18 protein-coding genes and 2 other annotated features (1 of these 20 cut by a window edge) are annotated in these 14,726 nt (G+C 36.5%); of the genes, 16 read left to right on the top strand and 2 right to left on the bottom strand.

Features of this window, described 5'->3' with window-relative positions; all coding sequences use genetic code 11:
• Positions 1-265: 265 nt before the first annotated feature.
• The 14 genes from J3U71_RS06900 (at position 266) to J3U71_RS06835 (ending at position 11,770) form a co-directional block, all read left to right on the top strand.
• A complete protein-coding gene (locus tag J3U71_RS06900; protein WP_267393351.1) occupies positions 266-2,281 on the top strand; it encodes a DUF1430 domain-containing protein in 2,016 nt (671 codons plus the stop codon).
• Between the two features lie 8 nt (positions 2,282-2,289).
• Complete coding sequence (locus tag J3U71_RS06895; protein ID WP_267393349.1) at positions 2,290-2,946, top strand: putative bacteriocin export ABC transporter; 657 nt, start codon at positions 2,290-2,292, stop codon at positions 2,944-2,946.
• 72 nt (positions 2,947-3,018) lie between these two features.
• Positions 3,019-3,132 (top strand) — a sequence feature (ribosomal protein L20 leader region).
• Positions 3,133-3,169: 37 nt separating this feature from the next.
• Positions 3,170-3,679 (top strand): translation initiation factor IF-3, encoded by a 510-nt coding sequence (gene infC, locus J3U71_RS06890; RefSeq protein WP_103751872.1) that lies wholly within the window; start codon positions 3,170-3,172, stop codon positions 3,677-3,679.
• Between the two features lie 27 nt (positions 3,680-3,706).
• Entirely contained in the window at positions 3,707-3,907 is a 201-nt protein-coding gene (gene rpmI, locus J3U71_RS06885) for a 50S ribosomal protein L35 (RefSeq protein ID WP_103751871.1), read from the top strand.
• A 36-nt stretch (positions 3,908-3,943) separates the two neighbouring features.
• Positions 3,944-4,300: a 50S ribosomal protein L20 gene (rplT, locus tag J3U71_RS06880; protein ID WP_267393347.1), complete on the top strand. Its 357-nt coding sequence runs from the start codon at positions 3,944-3,946 to the stop codon at positions 4,298-4,300.
• 105 nt (positions 4,301-4,405) lie between these two features.
• Positions 4,406-4,930, top strand: a complete 525-nt coding sequence (locus tag J3U71_RS06875) for a YqeG family HAD IIIA-type phosphatase (RefSeq protein WP_103751869.1) — start codon at positions 4,406-4,408, stop codon at positions 4,928-4,930.
• On the top strand, positions 4,923-6,038 hold the full coding sequence (gene yqeH, locus J3U71_RS06870; RefSeq protein ID WP_267393345.1) for a ribosome biogenesis GTPase YqeH: 1,116 nt from the start codon (positions 4,923-4,925) through the stop codon (positions 6,036-6,038). Before J3U71_RS06875 ends, yqeH begins: the two co-directional genes overlap by 8 nt.
• Positions 6,039-6,046: 8 nt before the next feature.
• Positions 6,047-6,688, top strand: coding sequence for a nicotinate-nucleotide adenylyltransferase (locus J3U71_RS06865; RefSeq protein ID WP_267393343.1), 642 nt, complete (start codon positions 6,047-6,049; stop codon positions 6,686-6,688).
• The gene (gene yqeK / locus J3U71_RS06860; RefSeq protein WP_220268178.1) at positions 6,681-7,277 is read left to right on the top strand and encodes a bis(5'-nucleosyl)-tetraphosphatase (symmetrical) YqeK; all 597 of its coding nucleotides are present in this window, start codon (positions 6,681-6,683) and stop codon (positions 7,275-7,277) included. Before J3U71_RS06865 ends, yqeK begins: the two co-directional genes overlap by 8 nt.
• Before the next feature lie 12 nt (positions 7,278-7,289).
• A complete protein-coding gene (rsfS, locus tag J3U71_RS06855) occupies positions 7,290-7,637 on the top strand; it encodes a ribosome silencing factor (RefSeq protein WP_220268177.1) in 348 nt (115 codons plus the stop codon).
• A gap of 6 nt (positions 7,638-7,643) precedes the next feature.
• The gene (locus J3U71_RS06850; RefSeq protein ID WP_267393338.1) at positions 7,644-8,798 is read left to right on the top strand and encodes a nucleotidyltransferase; all 1,155 of its coding nucleotides are present in this window, start codon (positions 7,644-7,646) and stop codon (positions 8,796-8,798) included.
• 1 nt (position 8,799) lies between these two features.
• Positions 8,800-9,363, top strand: a complete 564-nt coding sequence (locus J3U71_RS06845; protein ID WP_267393336.1) for a DUF177 domain-containing protein — start codon at positions 8,800-8,802, stop codon at positions 9,361-9,363.
• 144 nt (positions 9,364-9,507) lie between these two features.
• Positions 9,508-10,221 (top strand): response regulator transcription factor, encoded by a 714-nt coding sequence (locus J3U71_RS06840; RefSeq protein ID WP_267393334.1) that lies wholly within the window; start codon positions 9,508-9,510, stop codon positions 10,219-10,221.
• Entirely contained in the window at positions 10,199-11,770 is a 1,572-nt protein-coding gene (locus J3U71_RS06835; RefSeq protein WP_267393331.1) for a HAMP domain-containing sensor histidine kinase, read from the top strand. The genes J3U71_RS06840 and J3U71_RS06835 overlap by 23 nt, the downstream gene beginning before the upstream one ends.
• Positions 11,771-11,955: 185 nt before the next feature.
• Here J3U71_RS06835 and yidC read toward each other — a convergent pair whose 3' ends face one another.
• Positions 11,956-12,924, bottom strand: coding sequence for a membrane protein insertase YidC (yidC, locus tag J3U71_RS06830; RefSeq protein ID WP_267393329.1), 969 nt, complete (start codon positions 12,922-12,924; stop codon positions 11,956-11,958).
• Positions 12,925-12,960: 36 nt separating this feature from the next.
• Complete coding sequence (locus tag J3U71_RS06825) at positions 12,961-13,290, bottom strand: acylphosphatase (protein ID WP_220219918.1); 330 nt, start codon at positions 13,288-13,290, stop codon at positions 12,961-12,963.
• A gap of 104 nt (positions 13,291-13,394) precedes the next feature.
• Between J3U71_RS06825 and J3U71_RS06820 the strand changes: the two genes are divergently transcribed.
• A complete protein-coding gene (locus J3U71_RS06820; protein ID WP_267393326.1) occupies positions 13,395-14,162 on the top strand; it encodes a TrmH family RNA methyltransferase in 768 nt (255 codons plus the stop codon).
• Positions 14,163-14,239: 77 nt separating this feature from the next.
• The gene (locus J3U71_RS06815; RefSeq protein ID WP_103751857.1) at positions 14,240-14,590 is read left to right on the top strand and encodes a winged helix-turn-helix transcriptional regulator; all 351 of its coding nucleotides are present in this window, start codon (positions 14,240-14,242) and stop codon (positions 14,588-14,590) included.
• A 52-nt stretch (positions 14,591-14,642) separates the two neighbouring features.
• Positions 14,643-14,726, top strand: a binding site (T-box leader) (it continues 120 nt past the right edge of the window).

The following is a 14,726-nucleotide window of genomic DNA, read 5'->3' as shown; positions in this document are numbered from 1 at the left end:
TAAAACTAAAAGGACTAAGTCCGCTTGAATATCGGGCATTAGTCCTTAGTTAAAATTTATTAAACTGTCCTAATTTTGGGGTTCACATCAAAAGCGGCTTTTTTGTTTATTTAATTTTTAGCAGCTTTTGGAAGGTAAATGGTCTAATTTAAACTAGTATGATAAAGTTAAACTTATAAAGATGGTCAAGCATATCTTTACGATTTGCATAAGTTAAATTGTTAAATAAGGCCAGTGGGTTTGCAATAGTAATTAGGGGTTGAAAATGCTTCGAAAAATAAAAATCTTGCTTTATACGATAATAACAATCGTTACAGCTATTTTCTTTGCTGGATTCATGCGTGAATACGATAATAATTCCATTCCAAATAATTCTACTATTATAAACATTTATGCTTCAAAGCCGATTAATAAAAGAATTAAAGACACTAAAAAATGGAATAAGAAGCACAATAAAAAAGCTTTTTTTGCTATTTTGAAGAAATTTACTCGTAATGAAAATGTTTCTTTGGTTAAAATGCGAATTAATAATTTTAACGGCCATCGCACGAAAATAGTTTATGATTTTGACGGTAATAGTAATGACTTTTCACTTTATCAAAATGAATCCATTAAAAAGCTAACTGATAAAGAACTTATGCTAGAAGATATGTATGGTTTATACTCGACTAATGCTAAAGGGAAATCATTAAAGCACTTGGTATTATGGCTAAGGAAAAACCAATTTTTGATACAAGTTGAAGATACCTCATTGACTCCAAAAACCTTGTTGATGATATTTTTAGAAAATGTTACGCAATTTGATTTGATCGTTGGAATGGGAATAATTGGAGTACTATTTATTGTCATGGTACTAGAAAAGCTTTACCGTTTTAAAGCATACGCCGTGATGAAAATTAATGGTCTAAGTAATTGGCAAATGTTTAAGCATGATCTGAAAAATGAATCTGCACTGTTGGAAGCTTCCTTTGGCATAATCATCCTGATGACGATTATTTGGAGTCTTAAGACTTTTACAGCAAGTGGGTGGCGGTTCTTTTTGCCATATCTATCAGTTCTTTTATTAATATTATTTGCTAGCTTTTTCCTGCTAAATAGCATTTCTTACGTGGTTTTGGCTTTAATGAATCCGTATTTGGCAATTAAAGGAGAAGAGAGTGCTCAATCATTTCTCCTAATTGGGTATGTATTAAAAATAGCTATTTTAGCCTTAATGATAGTTAACGTGGCAACTTTACTCAATCATCATGAACTCTATGACAGAGATCAAAATATTGTTAAGAAATGGCACAGACAAAAAAATAGTTATTTACTAGGGTTGGGCTGGAATGTTAATGATCATAATGAGAATCAAAAAGTAGCTAAAAAAGCCCATCAGTTGGTTGTACAGGCATCAGACGTGATTGTCGCGCAAAATTCACAACAGTTTCAACCAGGAATACGTACAACTAACCCCCAAGATAGTGGAAATGTGATTATTGCCAATCATAATTTTGTTAAAAATAGTGAAATTAAACCTAAACTGTCCAAGATAGATAAGCATCAAATTATGCTTCTGGTACCAAAGAACCGCTTAGATCAAGCAAGAACGGCAAAAAAACAACTGCGCTCTTTTATTAACACTCAAAACACTCTTCCCAATTACTATTCAAAAGTTCTCCATCCACAGATTCAGGTAATACCAATTGCGAGCGGCCAGAAAATTTTTAATTATACGGTTGTATACGATATTTTATCGTCAATCTCAACAGATCCCTTGATTGCCGTTACAAATGATAAGCAGTTTTCCGATGATTTTTATCTGGCAACTATTAGCCAAGGAACAATTCAGTTTCTTCACCTTAAGGAACTGAAAAAATTAGTTAAGCAGCTAGGATTGAAACCATATGTTGTCAGTATAACTAGTCGACAGACACTATTATGGGATTATAATATTAAAGCTAATAAACAAATACTCATGTTGACCATTACAACTGTTTTGACGCTTCTGCAACTTATTTTTATCATCTTGTTTGTTAGTTCAACATTCTTGCAGAATAATCGTCGTAAAATTGCAGTATACCAAGTATTTGGCAAATCAAATGCCAAACTTGTTGGAACATTTTTAACGGGTAATTTAATACTTGATATATTGATTATTACGGTTACTTTAGCTGGCTTAAATCGCTTAAATCTACTGTCATATGGTCTAGGCTATCTTTTGCTTGAAGCAATTATTATTTGGCTGACATATTACCAAGCGCAACGTGACCTATTAACTTCGCTTAACCATGGAAACTAGGAGTCTAAATGATTAAAGTAGAACATCTTACTAAGAAATTTAACGATAAAATTATTTTTAACGATATAAATTGCAATCTTGAGTCTGGTAAAAGTTATGCCATTGTTGGTAAAAGTGGAGCCGGTAAGACAACGTTGTTAAATCTTTTGAGTGGTTTAGAAAGGCCCACTGCGGGAGAGGTGAAGGTCGCTGATATCAAGGTTAATTCTAAAAGTCGCAAAAAACTGTACCGTGATTATTTCGGCTTTATTTTTCAGAATTTTGGTTTAATTGATACCGAAACGGTTAAACAAAATCTGGACTTAAGTTTTGCTAATCAAAAGCTATCTAAATCTGCAAAAGAGACTAAAATGAAGAATGCTCTTTCTCATGTTGGGTTAAATAAGCTACAGTTGAAGCAAAAAGTTTATACACTTAGTGGCGGAGAACAACAACGAGTAGCCTTGGCTCGAATAATTTTAAAATCACCTAAAGTAATCTTTGCTGATGAGCCAACAGGCTCCCTCGACGCAGAAAACGGCCAAGTAGTTTTAAAAACATTGTTAACCGGATTTGATCCTGCGGCAACAATCATAATTGCTACGCATGATCAAAATGTTTGGCAAAAATGTGATTATGTAATTGAAATAAAGAATTCTGGTATAATAATTAGAGATAAGATTTGATTTAAGTCTAATATCCGATTTGCACTTTTTATATTGACTTAATAAGTAGTAAAGCGTATAATCACTTTAGTTGAGAACAAGAAGAAGCTTTCCCGCTTCTCGCCTAAGTTAAGTTGACCTCTGGGCTAATCGATATTTTCTGTTGATTAAAGGCGGGTAACTTCTTACCCGCCTTTTTCTTGTCCTCAAATTAACATGGAGGTGAAGAATTATACCAAAGAATTTGATATTAAACGACCAAATACGCGCTCGCGAGGTTCGTTTAATTAATGAAGATGGTGAACAAGTTGGTGTTGTAACAAAGGCTGAAGCTTTGCGCCAAGCTAATGTTGCAAGTTTAGATTTAGTTCTAATTTCGCCTAATGCCAAGCCACCAGTTGCCCGCATTATGGATTACGGTAAGTACCGGTTTGAACAACAAAAGAAGGTTAAGGAATCTCGTAAGAAGTCCAAAACCGTCAGTGTAAAGGAAATCCGTTTAAGTCCAACAATTGAAGGCAATGATTTCAACACTAAATTAAAACACGCTCGGAAGTTCCTTACTAAAGAGGAAGCTAAAGTTCGTGTTTCAATCAGGTTCAGGGGTCGAGCAATTACTCATAAGGAATTAGGTCGCGAAGTATTAGAAAAGATGGCCGAAGCTACTTCAGATATTGCTACAGTGATTAGCAAACCGAAGATGGAAGGTCGGTCAATGTTTTTAATGCTTGCTCCCAAGAGTGATAAAAAATAATTAAAGTTAATTTGGAGGAATTAGAAAATGCCTAAAATGAAAACCCACCGCGCTTCTGCTAAGCGTTTCAAAAGAACTGCTTCTGGTCAATTAAAGCGTCATCACGCTTTTACTGGTCACCGTTTCCATGGCAAGACTAAGAAACAACGTCGTCATTTGAGAAAGGCTGCATTAGTTTCACGCAGCGACTTGAAGCGCATCAAACAGATGCTCTCTCAAATGCGTTAATCATTAAATAAAAACGATATTTAGGAGGAATTTTAGATGCCAAGAGTTAAGGGTGGAACAGTTACACGTAAACGTCGTAAGAAGGTTATGAAGCTTGCCAAGGGTTACCGTGGCGCAAAGCACATGCAATTTAAAGCTGCAAGTACACAATTATTTGTTTCTTACAGATATGCATTCCGTGACCGTAGAAGACGCAAGAGCGACTTTAGAAAATTATGGATTGCTAGAATCAATGCGGCAGCAAGACAAAATGATCTTTCATATTCTAAGTTAATGCACGGCTTGAAAGTAGCTGGTGTTGACATTAACCGTAAAATGTTAGCTGATATTGCTTATAACGATTCAAAGACCTTTGCACAATTATCTGAAACTGCTAAAAAGGCTTTAAATTAATTTAAAAATGGCGCATTAGCGCCATTTTTTTATGTCAAAATTTATCACTTCGTACTATTTTTTGATATATTAGATTAGGGAAATGTTAAATGAAGGGGAAGTTGAATGTTATTCAGGCCACGTTATACAATTGACACAATCTATCATTTAGATACTGACGTGCTTAAACAGATGGGAATTAAAGCTGTCTTCTCAGATTTAGATAACACGCTTCTTGCATGGAATGAGTTCGAAACAGCCAAGAAGATGGATGAACTTAATCGCCGCCTGGCTGCTGCTGATATAAAATTGGTGGTCATTTCTAATAATAATGCTGAGCGAATTGGTAAAGTGCTAGATCCTTATCACATTGCTTATGTCGCAAAAGCTAAAAAGCCGTTACCCTTTGCTATAACTAAAAAGCGGGAGAATATGAATCTTTCGCAAAAGCAGGTAATGATGGTTGGCGATCAATTAATTACTGACATTCAAGCTGGAAATTTAGCTGGAGTAAAATCAGTTTTGGTTAAGCCATTAATTCAAACAGATAAATGGAATACCAGAATAAATCGTTTTTTTGAGAAAATTATCTTTTTCTTTTTAGCTATTTCACATCCAGTTACATTCAAGGAGACATTAAAAAATGGATGATAATATTATTTGTATCGGTTGTGGAGCTGATTTACAATCCGATAACCCCGAAGAAGCGGGCTACTTGCCTGCATCGCGTTTAAAAAAGGCAGTGGAAAGTGAAGATGAGGGTAACGACATCTATTGTCAGCGTTGTTTTCGTTTACGGCATTATAATGAAATAATGCCAGTGGATGCTGATAACGATGACTTTTTGGCCTTACTCAATTCACTAGCTTCTAAAAAAGCATTGATTGTCAATGTGGTCGACCTTTTTGATTTTACTAATTCACTTTTATCTTCATTAAAGAGATTTGTGGGTGATAATGAATTCATCTTGGTTGGAAATAAATTTGATTTATTTCCCCTAAATTCAAAACAAAGTAAAATTAAGGATTGGATGCGTCAAGAAGCTAATCGAGTTGGACTATTTCCCAAAAAGATTTTCTTAGTTAGTGCTAAAAACAAAAAGAACCTAACTGAGTTAATTTCATATCTAAATAAGGGTTCACGAGATAAAGATGTCTATTTTGTCGGAATGACAAATGTTGGTAAGTCGACTTTATTAAACGCGATTATTGATGAAATGGGAGACGTAAAGAATCTGATTACAACTTCCCATTTTCCTGGTACTACTTTAGACAAAATTGAAATTCCGTTGGAAAATGGTCATTTTTTGGTTGATACACCGGGAATAATGACGGAAAATCAACTGGCTACGCGGTTAAATGCTAAAGAATTGGCAGTAATATCACCGCAAAAGCCTCTTAAACCGGCTACTTACCAATTAAAACCTGGTAATACGTTGTTTTTAGCGGGTTTGGGCCGAATTGACTTTTTAAAGGGGAACCCTGCTAGCTTTACTGTTTATGCTGCACGTGGTTTATATATTCACCGGACAAAAACAGAAAACGCTACAGAATTTTACCAAAGACATGTAGGAGAATTGCTTAATCCGCCAGAGGATGCCAGCGAATTACCAGAACTTAAGGGGCAGGAATTGCATACTTCTTATAAGAGTGATTTACTTTTTGGTGGAATAGGTTTTGTGACGGTTCCGGCAGATTGTTTAGTTAAAATCTATACTCCTGGTAAAATTGGCTTAGGGATTAGACGTGCGTTAATTTAGAGGAAAATATGATTGCAATTGCAAAAAGTTTTGAGAAAACTCCGACGGTTGAGCTAAAAGAAGAAAAAATTGAGCCTAAAAAAGGTAAACAGATTGGTATCTTAGGCGGTACTTTTAATCCGGTACATACAGCACATTTAATTGTGGGTGAACAAGTTTTGAGTAAACTACATCTTGATGAAATTTGGTTTATTCCAACTAATATTCCCCCATTAAAAGATGCTCCGGTCGTTTCAGCGCAAGATCGGGCAAACATGCTTAAACTAGCTACGCAGGATAATCCGCATTTTCAAGTAAAAATGTTTGAATTAACCCGCGGTGGGGTTTCTTATACCGTTGATACGTTGCGTTATTTGCATGAACTACACCCTGAAAATCAATATTTCTTGATTATGGGAAGTGACCAAGTAAATAACTTCCAGCAATGGAAAGAGCCAACCAAAATTGCGCAATTAGCTACCTTAGTTGGCGTAAAGCGTGCTGGCTACCCACAATCAGGTGAATTACCGATGATTTGGGTTGATGTACCCGGATTGGACGTGAGTTCAACTTCAATTAGGCAAACTATTGCAATGGGGGGTTCAATTAGGTATCTTGTACCTGATTCAGTTAGAAATTATATTCAAAAAAAGGATTTATATCATGAATGAGTTGTTTTTTAAAAAAACATTTTCGCCGTTAAGTAGCGATGAGATTGTTAACCGGGAAAAAAATAATATGGATCAGCGCCGTTTTGATCATTGCATTGGTGTTAGTCAAACTGCACGAAAACTCGCTAACTTAAATGGCTATGACGAAGATAAAGCAGCTTTAGCTGGCTTTATTCATGACTATGCTAAGCAGGTTTCAGCCGCAGATTTTCAAAATGCCATTAAAACGCAAGGATTTGATCTAGATTTACTCAACTGGGGCCCCGCAATTTGGCATGGCATCGTAGGAACATATTTTATTAAACGTGATTTAAAAATTACGGATGAAGAGATATTGACAGCTGTAAGGCGGCATACAACCGCTGATACAGAAATGACCATGCTCGATAAAATTGTCTTCATGGCGGACTATATCGAACCTGGAAGAATTTTTGCTGATGTGGATGAAGCTCGTCAAGTTACTTATGAAAATTTAGACAATGGTGTGGGGTATCAACTGGCTCACACTCTAGAACATTTGGTTAGTCGTCGAAGTAAAATCTATCCACTTACATTAGATTCCTATAATGTGTGGAGTATCAAAAAATAGTAAGGAGAAAAATTGACTAGTAAAGAAATCTTAACTTTTGCGTTAAAAGCAATCAGCGATCGCCATGGTGAGGATACTGCAGCTTATGATATGCAAGGCTACAGCATTTTAGCTGATTATTATGTTGTTACCAGTGCAGGCTCAAATCGCCAATTACATGCGATTGCCAATGCCATTATTGACGAAGCACATAAATCTGACTTTTATGATTATCGTGTTGAAGGATCTAGCGAGTCTAACTGGCTTTTACTTGATCTTGGCGATGTTGTTGTTAATGTCTTTACCGAAGAGGCACGTGACTTTTACAATGTTGAAAAGTTATGGACTAGTGGTAAAAAATTAGAGTTAGAGGAAGATTAGCAAAGCATGAGTGTAGTCGGGATCATTGCTGAATATAATCCCTTTCATAGTGGACATGAGTTTTTAATGAACCAAGCTCGTTATATTGCGGGAGACAAAGATCCAATAGTGGTGATAATGTCTGGAAATTATGTTCAAAGAGGCGAAATGGCGATCATGGATAAATGGTCGCGAGCAAAAGCTGCACTTGAAAGTGGTGCTGACCTAGTCTTTGAACTACCTTTTTCGACGGCGGTGCAGCCTGCTGACCTATTTTCTTTAGGTAGTATTGATCAATTGGCTAAGTTAGGTGTGACTGACTTAGTCTTTGGTGTAGAAGATGCAACGCAAAATTTTGCTTATTTAGGCAGTAAGATTGCTGAAATACCACAAAGTCACATGGACTTTAACGATTATAGTCAGACCTATTCAACGCAATATAATCAAATGGTTGCCCGTGAAGTTGGCCATGAAGTTAACGAGCCCAATGCTATCTTGGCTTTGGCATATGCCGTAGCTAATCATAATTTGGGTACGCCACTGTCTCTGCACCCAATTAACCGAATTGGTGCTGGTCATGATGATGACTTGCAAAGTAATGGTGTAGTTCAAAGCGCGAGCGCAATTCGCAATATCATCTTGCATAGTCAGGTAAATGCTGAATTAGAGCAGTGGATGCCTAAGAAAGAAGTTCAAAACTTATACCAGCAAAAGGCATATCCGAATTGGAATATTTTGTTTCCGTTTCTAAAATATCGGCTTGAGTCTTCGTCGGTTGAGCAGCTACATGATATTTATCAAATGAGTGAAGGGCTTGAATATAAGCTTAAGCAGGAAATTCATTTAGCACGTGACTTTACGGAATTTTTACGACGGATAAAGTCCAAGCGCTATACCTATTCGCGATTGCGCCGTCTTGCACTTTATACGTTGCTAAACGTTACACAGGATGATATTATCGCCAGTTTCAATGATGAAGCATTATTTTTGTTAGGATATAGCAAATTAGGGCGAAATTACTTAAAGCAGATTAGAAAAGCTACAGCTGCTAATATCATTTCTAAGGTTGATCAAAAAAATAGCCGTCAGGGCTCAATGCACTTACAGTTACGGGTTGACCGCTTATTTGAACAAATAGTGCAGGTTGATCAGAACTTTGGTCGACGTCCGTTGGAGGTTTAATATGCTTACTATTAACTTTTCACAGATTAAGAATAATAGGGAACCAATCACTTCACTTAAGCAGGAAGTCCAAGTGCGTCCTGAATTTTTAGAGCGCAGTAAAGATTTGGTTTACGAAGTAAAAAATGTGCTTGTTACTGGCCAATTATTTTATAATTCGCCATATGTAACAGGAGATTTTCAGGTTAAAACGAAGCTCGTCGTTCCTTCGAGCCGCAGTTTAGCACCGGTTGATTTCGAGCAAGATTTTCATTTTACGGAAAATTACACCGAAGATGAAGTATCTAAGGAAAAGCTAGACGAGAGTGAGATTCCAATTGTTAAAGTGGACGATGATAAAATCGATTTACAGACTGCAATTGAGGACAATATTTTGCTTAATATTCCAATTACCATTTTGACTCCGGAGGAAGAAAAAGAAAATGTTTATCCCGAAGGCGATGGTTGGTCTGTTATCTCAGAAGAAGCGTTTGATAAGAGCAAAAAAGATCGCGTAAACCCAGCTTTTGCAAACCTAAAGACATTATTTGATGAAAATAATAACGGTGAAAATAAAGATAAATAATAGTATAAAATAGTGCAAAAATCAGTGATATTCATATCCTGATTTATTAATCTTGTTTTAAGAGCTTTTTTAAAGTATGCTTAACTTATTAAAAGAAATTTAACTTGATTAAGCATTTAATAGTGAATATAGAGGATGAGAAGAATGGCAAGAATTTTAATTGTTGAGGACGAAAAAAACTTAGCTCGTTTTGTTGAGTTGGAGTTAAAACACGAAAAGTATGACACAGTTGTTGAGAGCAACGGACGTAAAGCTTTAGACCTTGCACTTAACGAAGACTTTGATGCAATTTTGCTTGACCTGATGCTGCCTGACTTAAACGGTTTGGAAATTGCTCGTCGTGTACGTCAAGTTAAGAGTACGCCAATTATAATGATGACGGCGCGTGATTCTGTTATTGATCGTGTTTCTGGACTTGATCATGGTGCTGATGATTACATTGTTAAGCCATTTGCGATTGAAGAATTATTAGCACGGCTTCGTGCTGTTTTACGCCGAGTTAAGATCGAAAAAGAAGCTTCCGATGACACAGTCGAAAAGAAGGTCATCAAGTTTAAGGACTTAACAATTGAAACTGCAAACCGGATCGTTCGTCGCGGTGACGGTAAGGCTGTTGACTTGACTAAACGTGAATACAACTTGCTAATGACGTTAATTAAGAACAAGAACAATGTTGTAAGTCGCGACCAATTATTATCCAAGATTTGGGGACCAGGTTCTAATATTGAAACCAATGTTGTTGAAGTTTATGTTAGATACCTTCGGAATAAAATCGACATCCCTGGTCAACAATCATATATCAAGACCGTTCGGGGTACCGGATATATGGTAAGAGATGAAGATGATGAAAAGAAGTAAGAAACAGGAAAAATTAGGGACCAAGCACTCATCTATTATTGTACGTTGGGTCAGTATTGTCGCTTTGACAATTATGGTCTCTTTTATTATCTTTTCGGTCATTATTTATTCGATTGTTGGTCAGCAATCAATGGTGCAGCAAAAAGAAACTTCGCGTGAAATGGTGGTTAAGCTTAATGACAGTTTAAACCAGATTCATGGCGAGTTGCAGATATCTAATGTTGTTCCTGCGCTTACACCATCGGCACGAAAAATCTTGCAAGGCAATCCGCCAATTAATCCTGATGAGCATCCCAATAACGCCTTCAATGATGACTTGTTATCTTCACTAACAAATAAAGATTTAAACGTGGTCGTTTATAACCTTGAAAAAGAAGATGTATTTGATAACGGCGGTGTAATTCCTAAATTTAAACAATTTAAGGGTAATTTTCATTCAGAAACCGTCTATAAGGGCCGGCGAAAAGAATTGCTAACTTACCAGAAGGTTCGTGATGCGCATAAGGGTAAGGTAACTGGTTACATTGTTGTTGCCAATAAAATGTCTTACTATAACGGCTTGATGAAGGACCTTCTCAAATGGATGATTCGCATATCTGCAGTTGCAATTATCTTTTTCACGTTAATCGCATTTATCATTGTGCGTGGGATCGTGAAACCAATTAAGGAAATGTCGCGGGTTGCTCTGGAAGTTAATGCGGATCCAAACAGTACTGCCCGAATTAGCGACTTTCACCGGCACGATGAACTGCAGGAATTAGCGGTTTCGCTTAATCAAATGCTTGATCGTATGCAGCGTTATATTGACCAGCAAAAAGAATTTGTTGGGGATGTTTCGCATGAGTTGCGAACTCCAGTGGCGGTAATTGAAGGGCACTTGAATATGCTTGAACGCTGGGGTAAAGATGATCCGGAAATTCTTGAGGAGTCAATTAAAGCTTCTCTTCAGGAAGCCAAAAGAATGCAGCATTTAATTCAGGAAATGCTAGATTTAACTAGAGCTGAACAGATTAATGTTCAATACCCGAATGCTGTTACCAATGTCGCTGATGTCTTGAAACGTGTTGCTGGCGACATGTCAATGGTTCATAAAGATTTTGTCATCAGACTTGATATGGATGATATGCCGCAAGATACGCAAATTCAAATTTATCAGGGACACTTGGAACAATTACTTGTTATCTTGGTTGATAATGGCATCAAGTATTCAACTGATCGCAAGGAAATCAACATTTCTGCTGGATTAGCGCAAAACGAGGTTCATATTATTGTTCAGGACTTTGGTGAAGGGATTTCTAAAGAAGATCAAAGCAAGATCTTTAACCGGTTCTACCGTGTTGACAAGGCACGGACGCGCGAAAAGGGCGGTAACGGTTTAGGCTTATCGATTGCTCAAAAATTAGTTCATAGTTATCACGGCAAAATTGGCGTTGATTCAGTTGAAGGACAAGGAAGCCAATTTATAATTGCATTCCCATCTCTAACGAAGAAGCAAGCCCAAAAGTTGCGTGAACGTGATCAAGCTGAGAAAGCTAAAAAGGATAAATAGAAACTAGGACAGTTTAATAAATTTAATTGAGGACTAATAGCCGATATTTAATCGGGATTAGTCCTCTTAGTTTTGCTTCAATTTTTTCTTGCTTAGATAATTTACCCATAATAAAAGCCTCGAAGTTGTCCTAACTCCGAGGCTTTTATCGTTTTACCGCAAGCTATCTTGTGCTTGCAAGCTACTTAATGTTTATGATGCTGTTTTCCTTTATTCCGGTTACGCAGATTTTGATGTAATTCTTGCGTCTGTTTATTAGCTTTAGGTGCCGCAGAAGATTGATTGAGCAACTCATCAATTTTTTCTTGAGTAACGACAGCCTTAATTGGCTCATGCTTTAGTTCTTCATCAACTTCTTTTTTAACTTTTGGCATAATGATAAAGGTAACAATTAATTGTTGAATAACTGAAAAGATATTACCGGCTGCCCAATATAATGCAACTGAGCCTGATACAGACAGTGAAATAAATAGTGTCATGAGCGGATTCATCAGCATCATTGATTGCATTTGTTTTTTCTGTTCTTTCGGAATGCCAATTAAAGAAATATATCCTTGTAAAAAGGCAAAAATTGTCGCAATGATTGTTACCGAAATTGATCTTTCACTAAGTGAAATGCCAAAGAAAAATGAATGGGCAAGTGGCTTGGAATACATTACCGCTTGGTAAATCCCAATCATAATTGGAAACTGAATAATCAGTGGCAGACAGCCCATTCCGCCTGTTAACGAAAGATTATTCTGCGAATACAATTCGCGTTGCCAAGTGCCAAGAGTCAATTGCTGGTCTTGAGTTAAGTCCTTGCGCTTCATTGTCTCTTGAATTAGCTTCATTTGCGGCTGAACGCGAGCCATTTTTTCCTGTTGTGTCGTCGACTTCTTCTGCTGGTTAAGCATTAGAGGAAGAAGAACCATTCTAACAACAAAGGTCATTAAGATAATGGCCCAACCAGCTCCGTTAGCACCACCGATAACGTGGGAAAAATAGAGCATGACATTTTGTAATGGTTTTCCAATAAAATTATAGATTGTGCCATAGAAAAAGTCTGTAGGAGGTTTAGTAACTCCTTTGCCATTTTGCGCACAAGCGGTAACAATTAACATGACTGCAAAACAAAGTGCAGCTAATCCAATATATTTGCGAAATTTCTTCATTCAATTCACCATAATGTTTATTTTTAAAGTCAATACTTAATATAATACATGAAAACCATGCATTTTGGCTACATTTGCCAGCTTTTCTTTTTTAATCGTTGAGATTTGTGCATAAGGAGATACATTTTGGGGCAGCTCCTTAATAAATTGGTTGACGTGGTCAAGACTTGTCTGTAAAGTGATTGTTACGGTTTGATCGCTATTATTGCAAACATTACCCGTAAGCCCCATTTTGTTGGCAAGGTTTAGAACACTCCACCTGAAACCAACGCCTTGAACTACACCTGAAGCGGTTAGTTTCCATGTTTCAAATGAATCTTGCGCTGATTGTGACTGTTTTTCGTGTCGATTATTGAAAAATGCCATGATGGTTCCTTTCTAATGAAAATTAAACTCAGTCTAAGTCGATTTTACCATTTTATTTGATAGATATTACATTATAATAAAGTTTGAAAGAAGATGCTTACTAAATGGAACAACTTAGTTCAGTTAATAATAAACTGATTAAAGATTTAGCTAAATTAAAACAAAAGAAATACCGTGAAGATACTGGCTTATATTTAATTGAGGGCTTTCACTTAATTGAAGAAGCGTTTAAAGCTAGTTTAAATTTTGTCGATTTGCTGGGAACCGAGCAAGCGTTAAATCAAGTAGCAGAAGACTATCAGGTTGACCTAGATGGTAAAAATATTTATTTGATTAATTCAGCCATTGCTCATCATTTATCTAGTACCAAAAATTCACAAAACATCTTTATGGTCTTAAAGATAGCTCAACCCAAGCAATACCCTTTTAATTTTGGTAAATGGGTTTTGCTAGATAATGTATCAGATCCTGGCAACGCCGGTACAATAATTAGAACTGCGGATGCAGCTGGTTTTGACGGCGTAGTTTTATCGCCCAATAGTGTTGATATTTATAATCCTAAGACGCAGCGTGCAATGCAGGGAAGCCAGTTCCATATCAATATCATCAATGCTGACTTAGTTGAAGTAATCAATGCACTAAATGACAATGCCATACCGGTTTATAGCAGTATGCTAGATAAAACTGCCAAGCAGTTACAAGAATTTGCCCAAGTAGCGCAGCTTGGTTTGGTTATTGGCAATGAAGCACATGGGGTTAGTGACGAGATTGCGGCAATTTGTGATGAAAAATTATATATCCCGATTAAAGGCCAAGCAGAATCCTTGAATGCCGCCGTAGCGGCTGGTATTATTATTTACCACTTTGCATAATGGATTGTCCTTGTTTTTAGTAAGTGTTTTTTTTATAATAAGTTGATATCATTGCTTTGCTGTGGGAGGAATGGATTATGGCTAAAGACGATAAAACTAAGGGTTGTTCTGACTGTTTAGGGACAGATTATGAGCACTGTCAGCATTTTATAAATGCATTTAAAATCATTGGTAAAAAGTGGAATGGGCTAATTATTAGTTCCCTTTGTGCTGGTGATTATATGCGTTTCAAGGATTTGGCTCAGTGCGTTAAGGCATGCTCTGACCGTGTCTTAGTTGAGCGTCTGAAAGAACTAGAGCAAGCAAAAATTGTCAAGCGTTCAGTTGACAGTAAAACCAAAATCATTTCATACGGTCTAACTAAAAAAGGCGAAGATCTCAAGCCGGTTTTTGATCAAATTCATAATTGGGCAGATAAATGGGTTTAATGAGAATTTGATATTTACTTGCAAGTTTGATTGAAATGAATTATTCTTATAGTTAATTACAGAAAGTAAGATTAGTAGCAGCGATCATTTATTCAGAGAGACTTTTTTATTAAGCTGAAAGAAAAGTTTAAACGGA

The sequence above is a fragment of the Lactobacillus sp. B4015 genome, assembly GCF_026536055.1.
GTDB classification, from domain to species: Bacteria; Bacillota; Bacilli; order Lactobacillales; family Lactobacillaceae; genus Lactobacillus; species Lactobacillus panisapium.
The sequence above is the reverse complement of the archived record's forward strand: the minus strand, read 5'-3'. Positions and strand labels throughout refer to the sequence as shown.

Coding starts and splice junctions, on each gene's coding strand:
- rplT (WP_267393347.1), top strand. CDS start 3,944: ATGCCAAGAGTTAAGGGTGGAACAGTTACACGTAAACGTCGTAAGAAG.
- rpmI (WP_103751871.1), top strand. CDS start 3,707: ATGCCTAAAATGAAAACCCACCGCGCTTCTGCTAAGCGTTTCAAAAGA.
- yidC (WP_267393329.1), bottom strand. CDS start 12,924: ATGAAGAAATTTCGCAAATATATTGGATTAGCTGCACTTTGTTTTGCA.
- J3U71_RS06840 (WP_267393334.1), top strand. CDS start 9,508: ATGGCAAGAATTTTAATTGTTGAGGACGAAAAAAACTTAGCTCGTTTT.
- yqeK (WP_220268178.1), top strand. CDS start 6,681: ATGAATGAGTTGTTTTTTAAAAAAACATTTTCGCCGTTAAGTAGCGAT.
- J3U71_RS06850 (WP_267393338.1), top strand. CDS start 7,644: ATGAGTGTAGTCGGGATCATTGCTGAATATAATCCCTTTCATAGTGGA.
- J3U71_RS06900 (WP_267393351.1), top strand. CDS start 266: ATGCTTCGAAAAATAAAAATCTTGCTTTATACGATAATAACAATCGTT.
- J3U71_RS06845 (WP_267393336.1), top strand. CDS start 8,800: ATGCTTACTATTAACTTTTCACAGATTAAGAATAATAGGGAACCAATC.
- J3U71_RS06835 (WP_267393331.1), top strand. CDS start 10,199: ATGAAGATGATGAAAAGAAGTAAGAAACAGGAAAAATTAGGGACCAAG.
- J3U71_RS06875 (WP_103751869.1), top strand. CDS start 4,406: ATGTTATTCAGGCCACGTTATACAATTGACACAATCTATCATTTAGAT.
- J3U71_RS06865 (WP_267393343.1), top strand. CDS start 6,047: ATGATTGCAATTGCAAAAAGTTTTGAGAAAACTCCGACGGTTGAGCTA.
- J3U71_RS06820 (WP_267393326.1), top strand. CDS start 13,395: ATGGAACAACTTAGTTCAGTTAATAATAAACTGATTAAAGATTTAGCT.
- J3U71_RS06895 (WP_267393349.1), top strand. CDS start 2,290: ATGATTAAAGTAGAACATCTTACTAAGAAATTTAACGATAAAATTATT.
- J3U71_RS06815 (WP_103751857.1), top strand. CDS start 14,240: ATGGCTAAAGACGATAAAACTAAGGGTTGTTCTGACTGTTTAGGGACA.
- yqeH (WP_267393345.1), top strand. CDS start 4,923: ATGGATGATAATATTATTTGTATCGGTTGTGGAGCTGATTTACAATCC.
- J3U71_RS06825 (WP_220219918.1), bottom strand. CDS start 13,290: ATGGCATTTTTCAATAATCGACACGAAAAACAGTCACAATCAGCGCAA.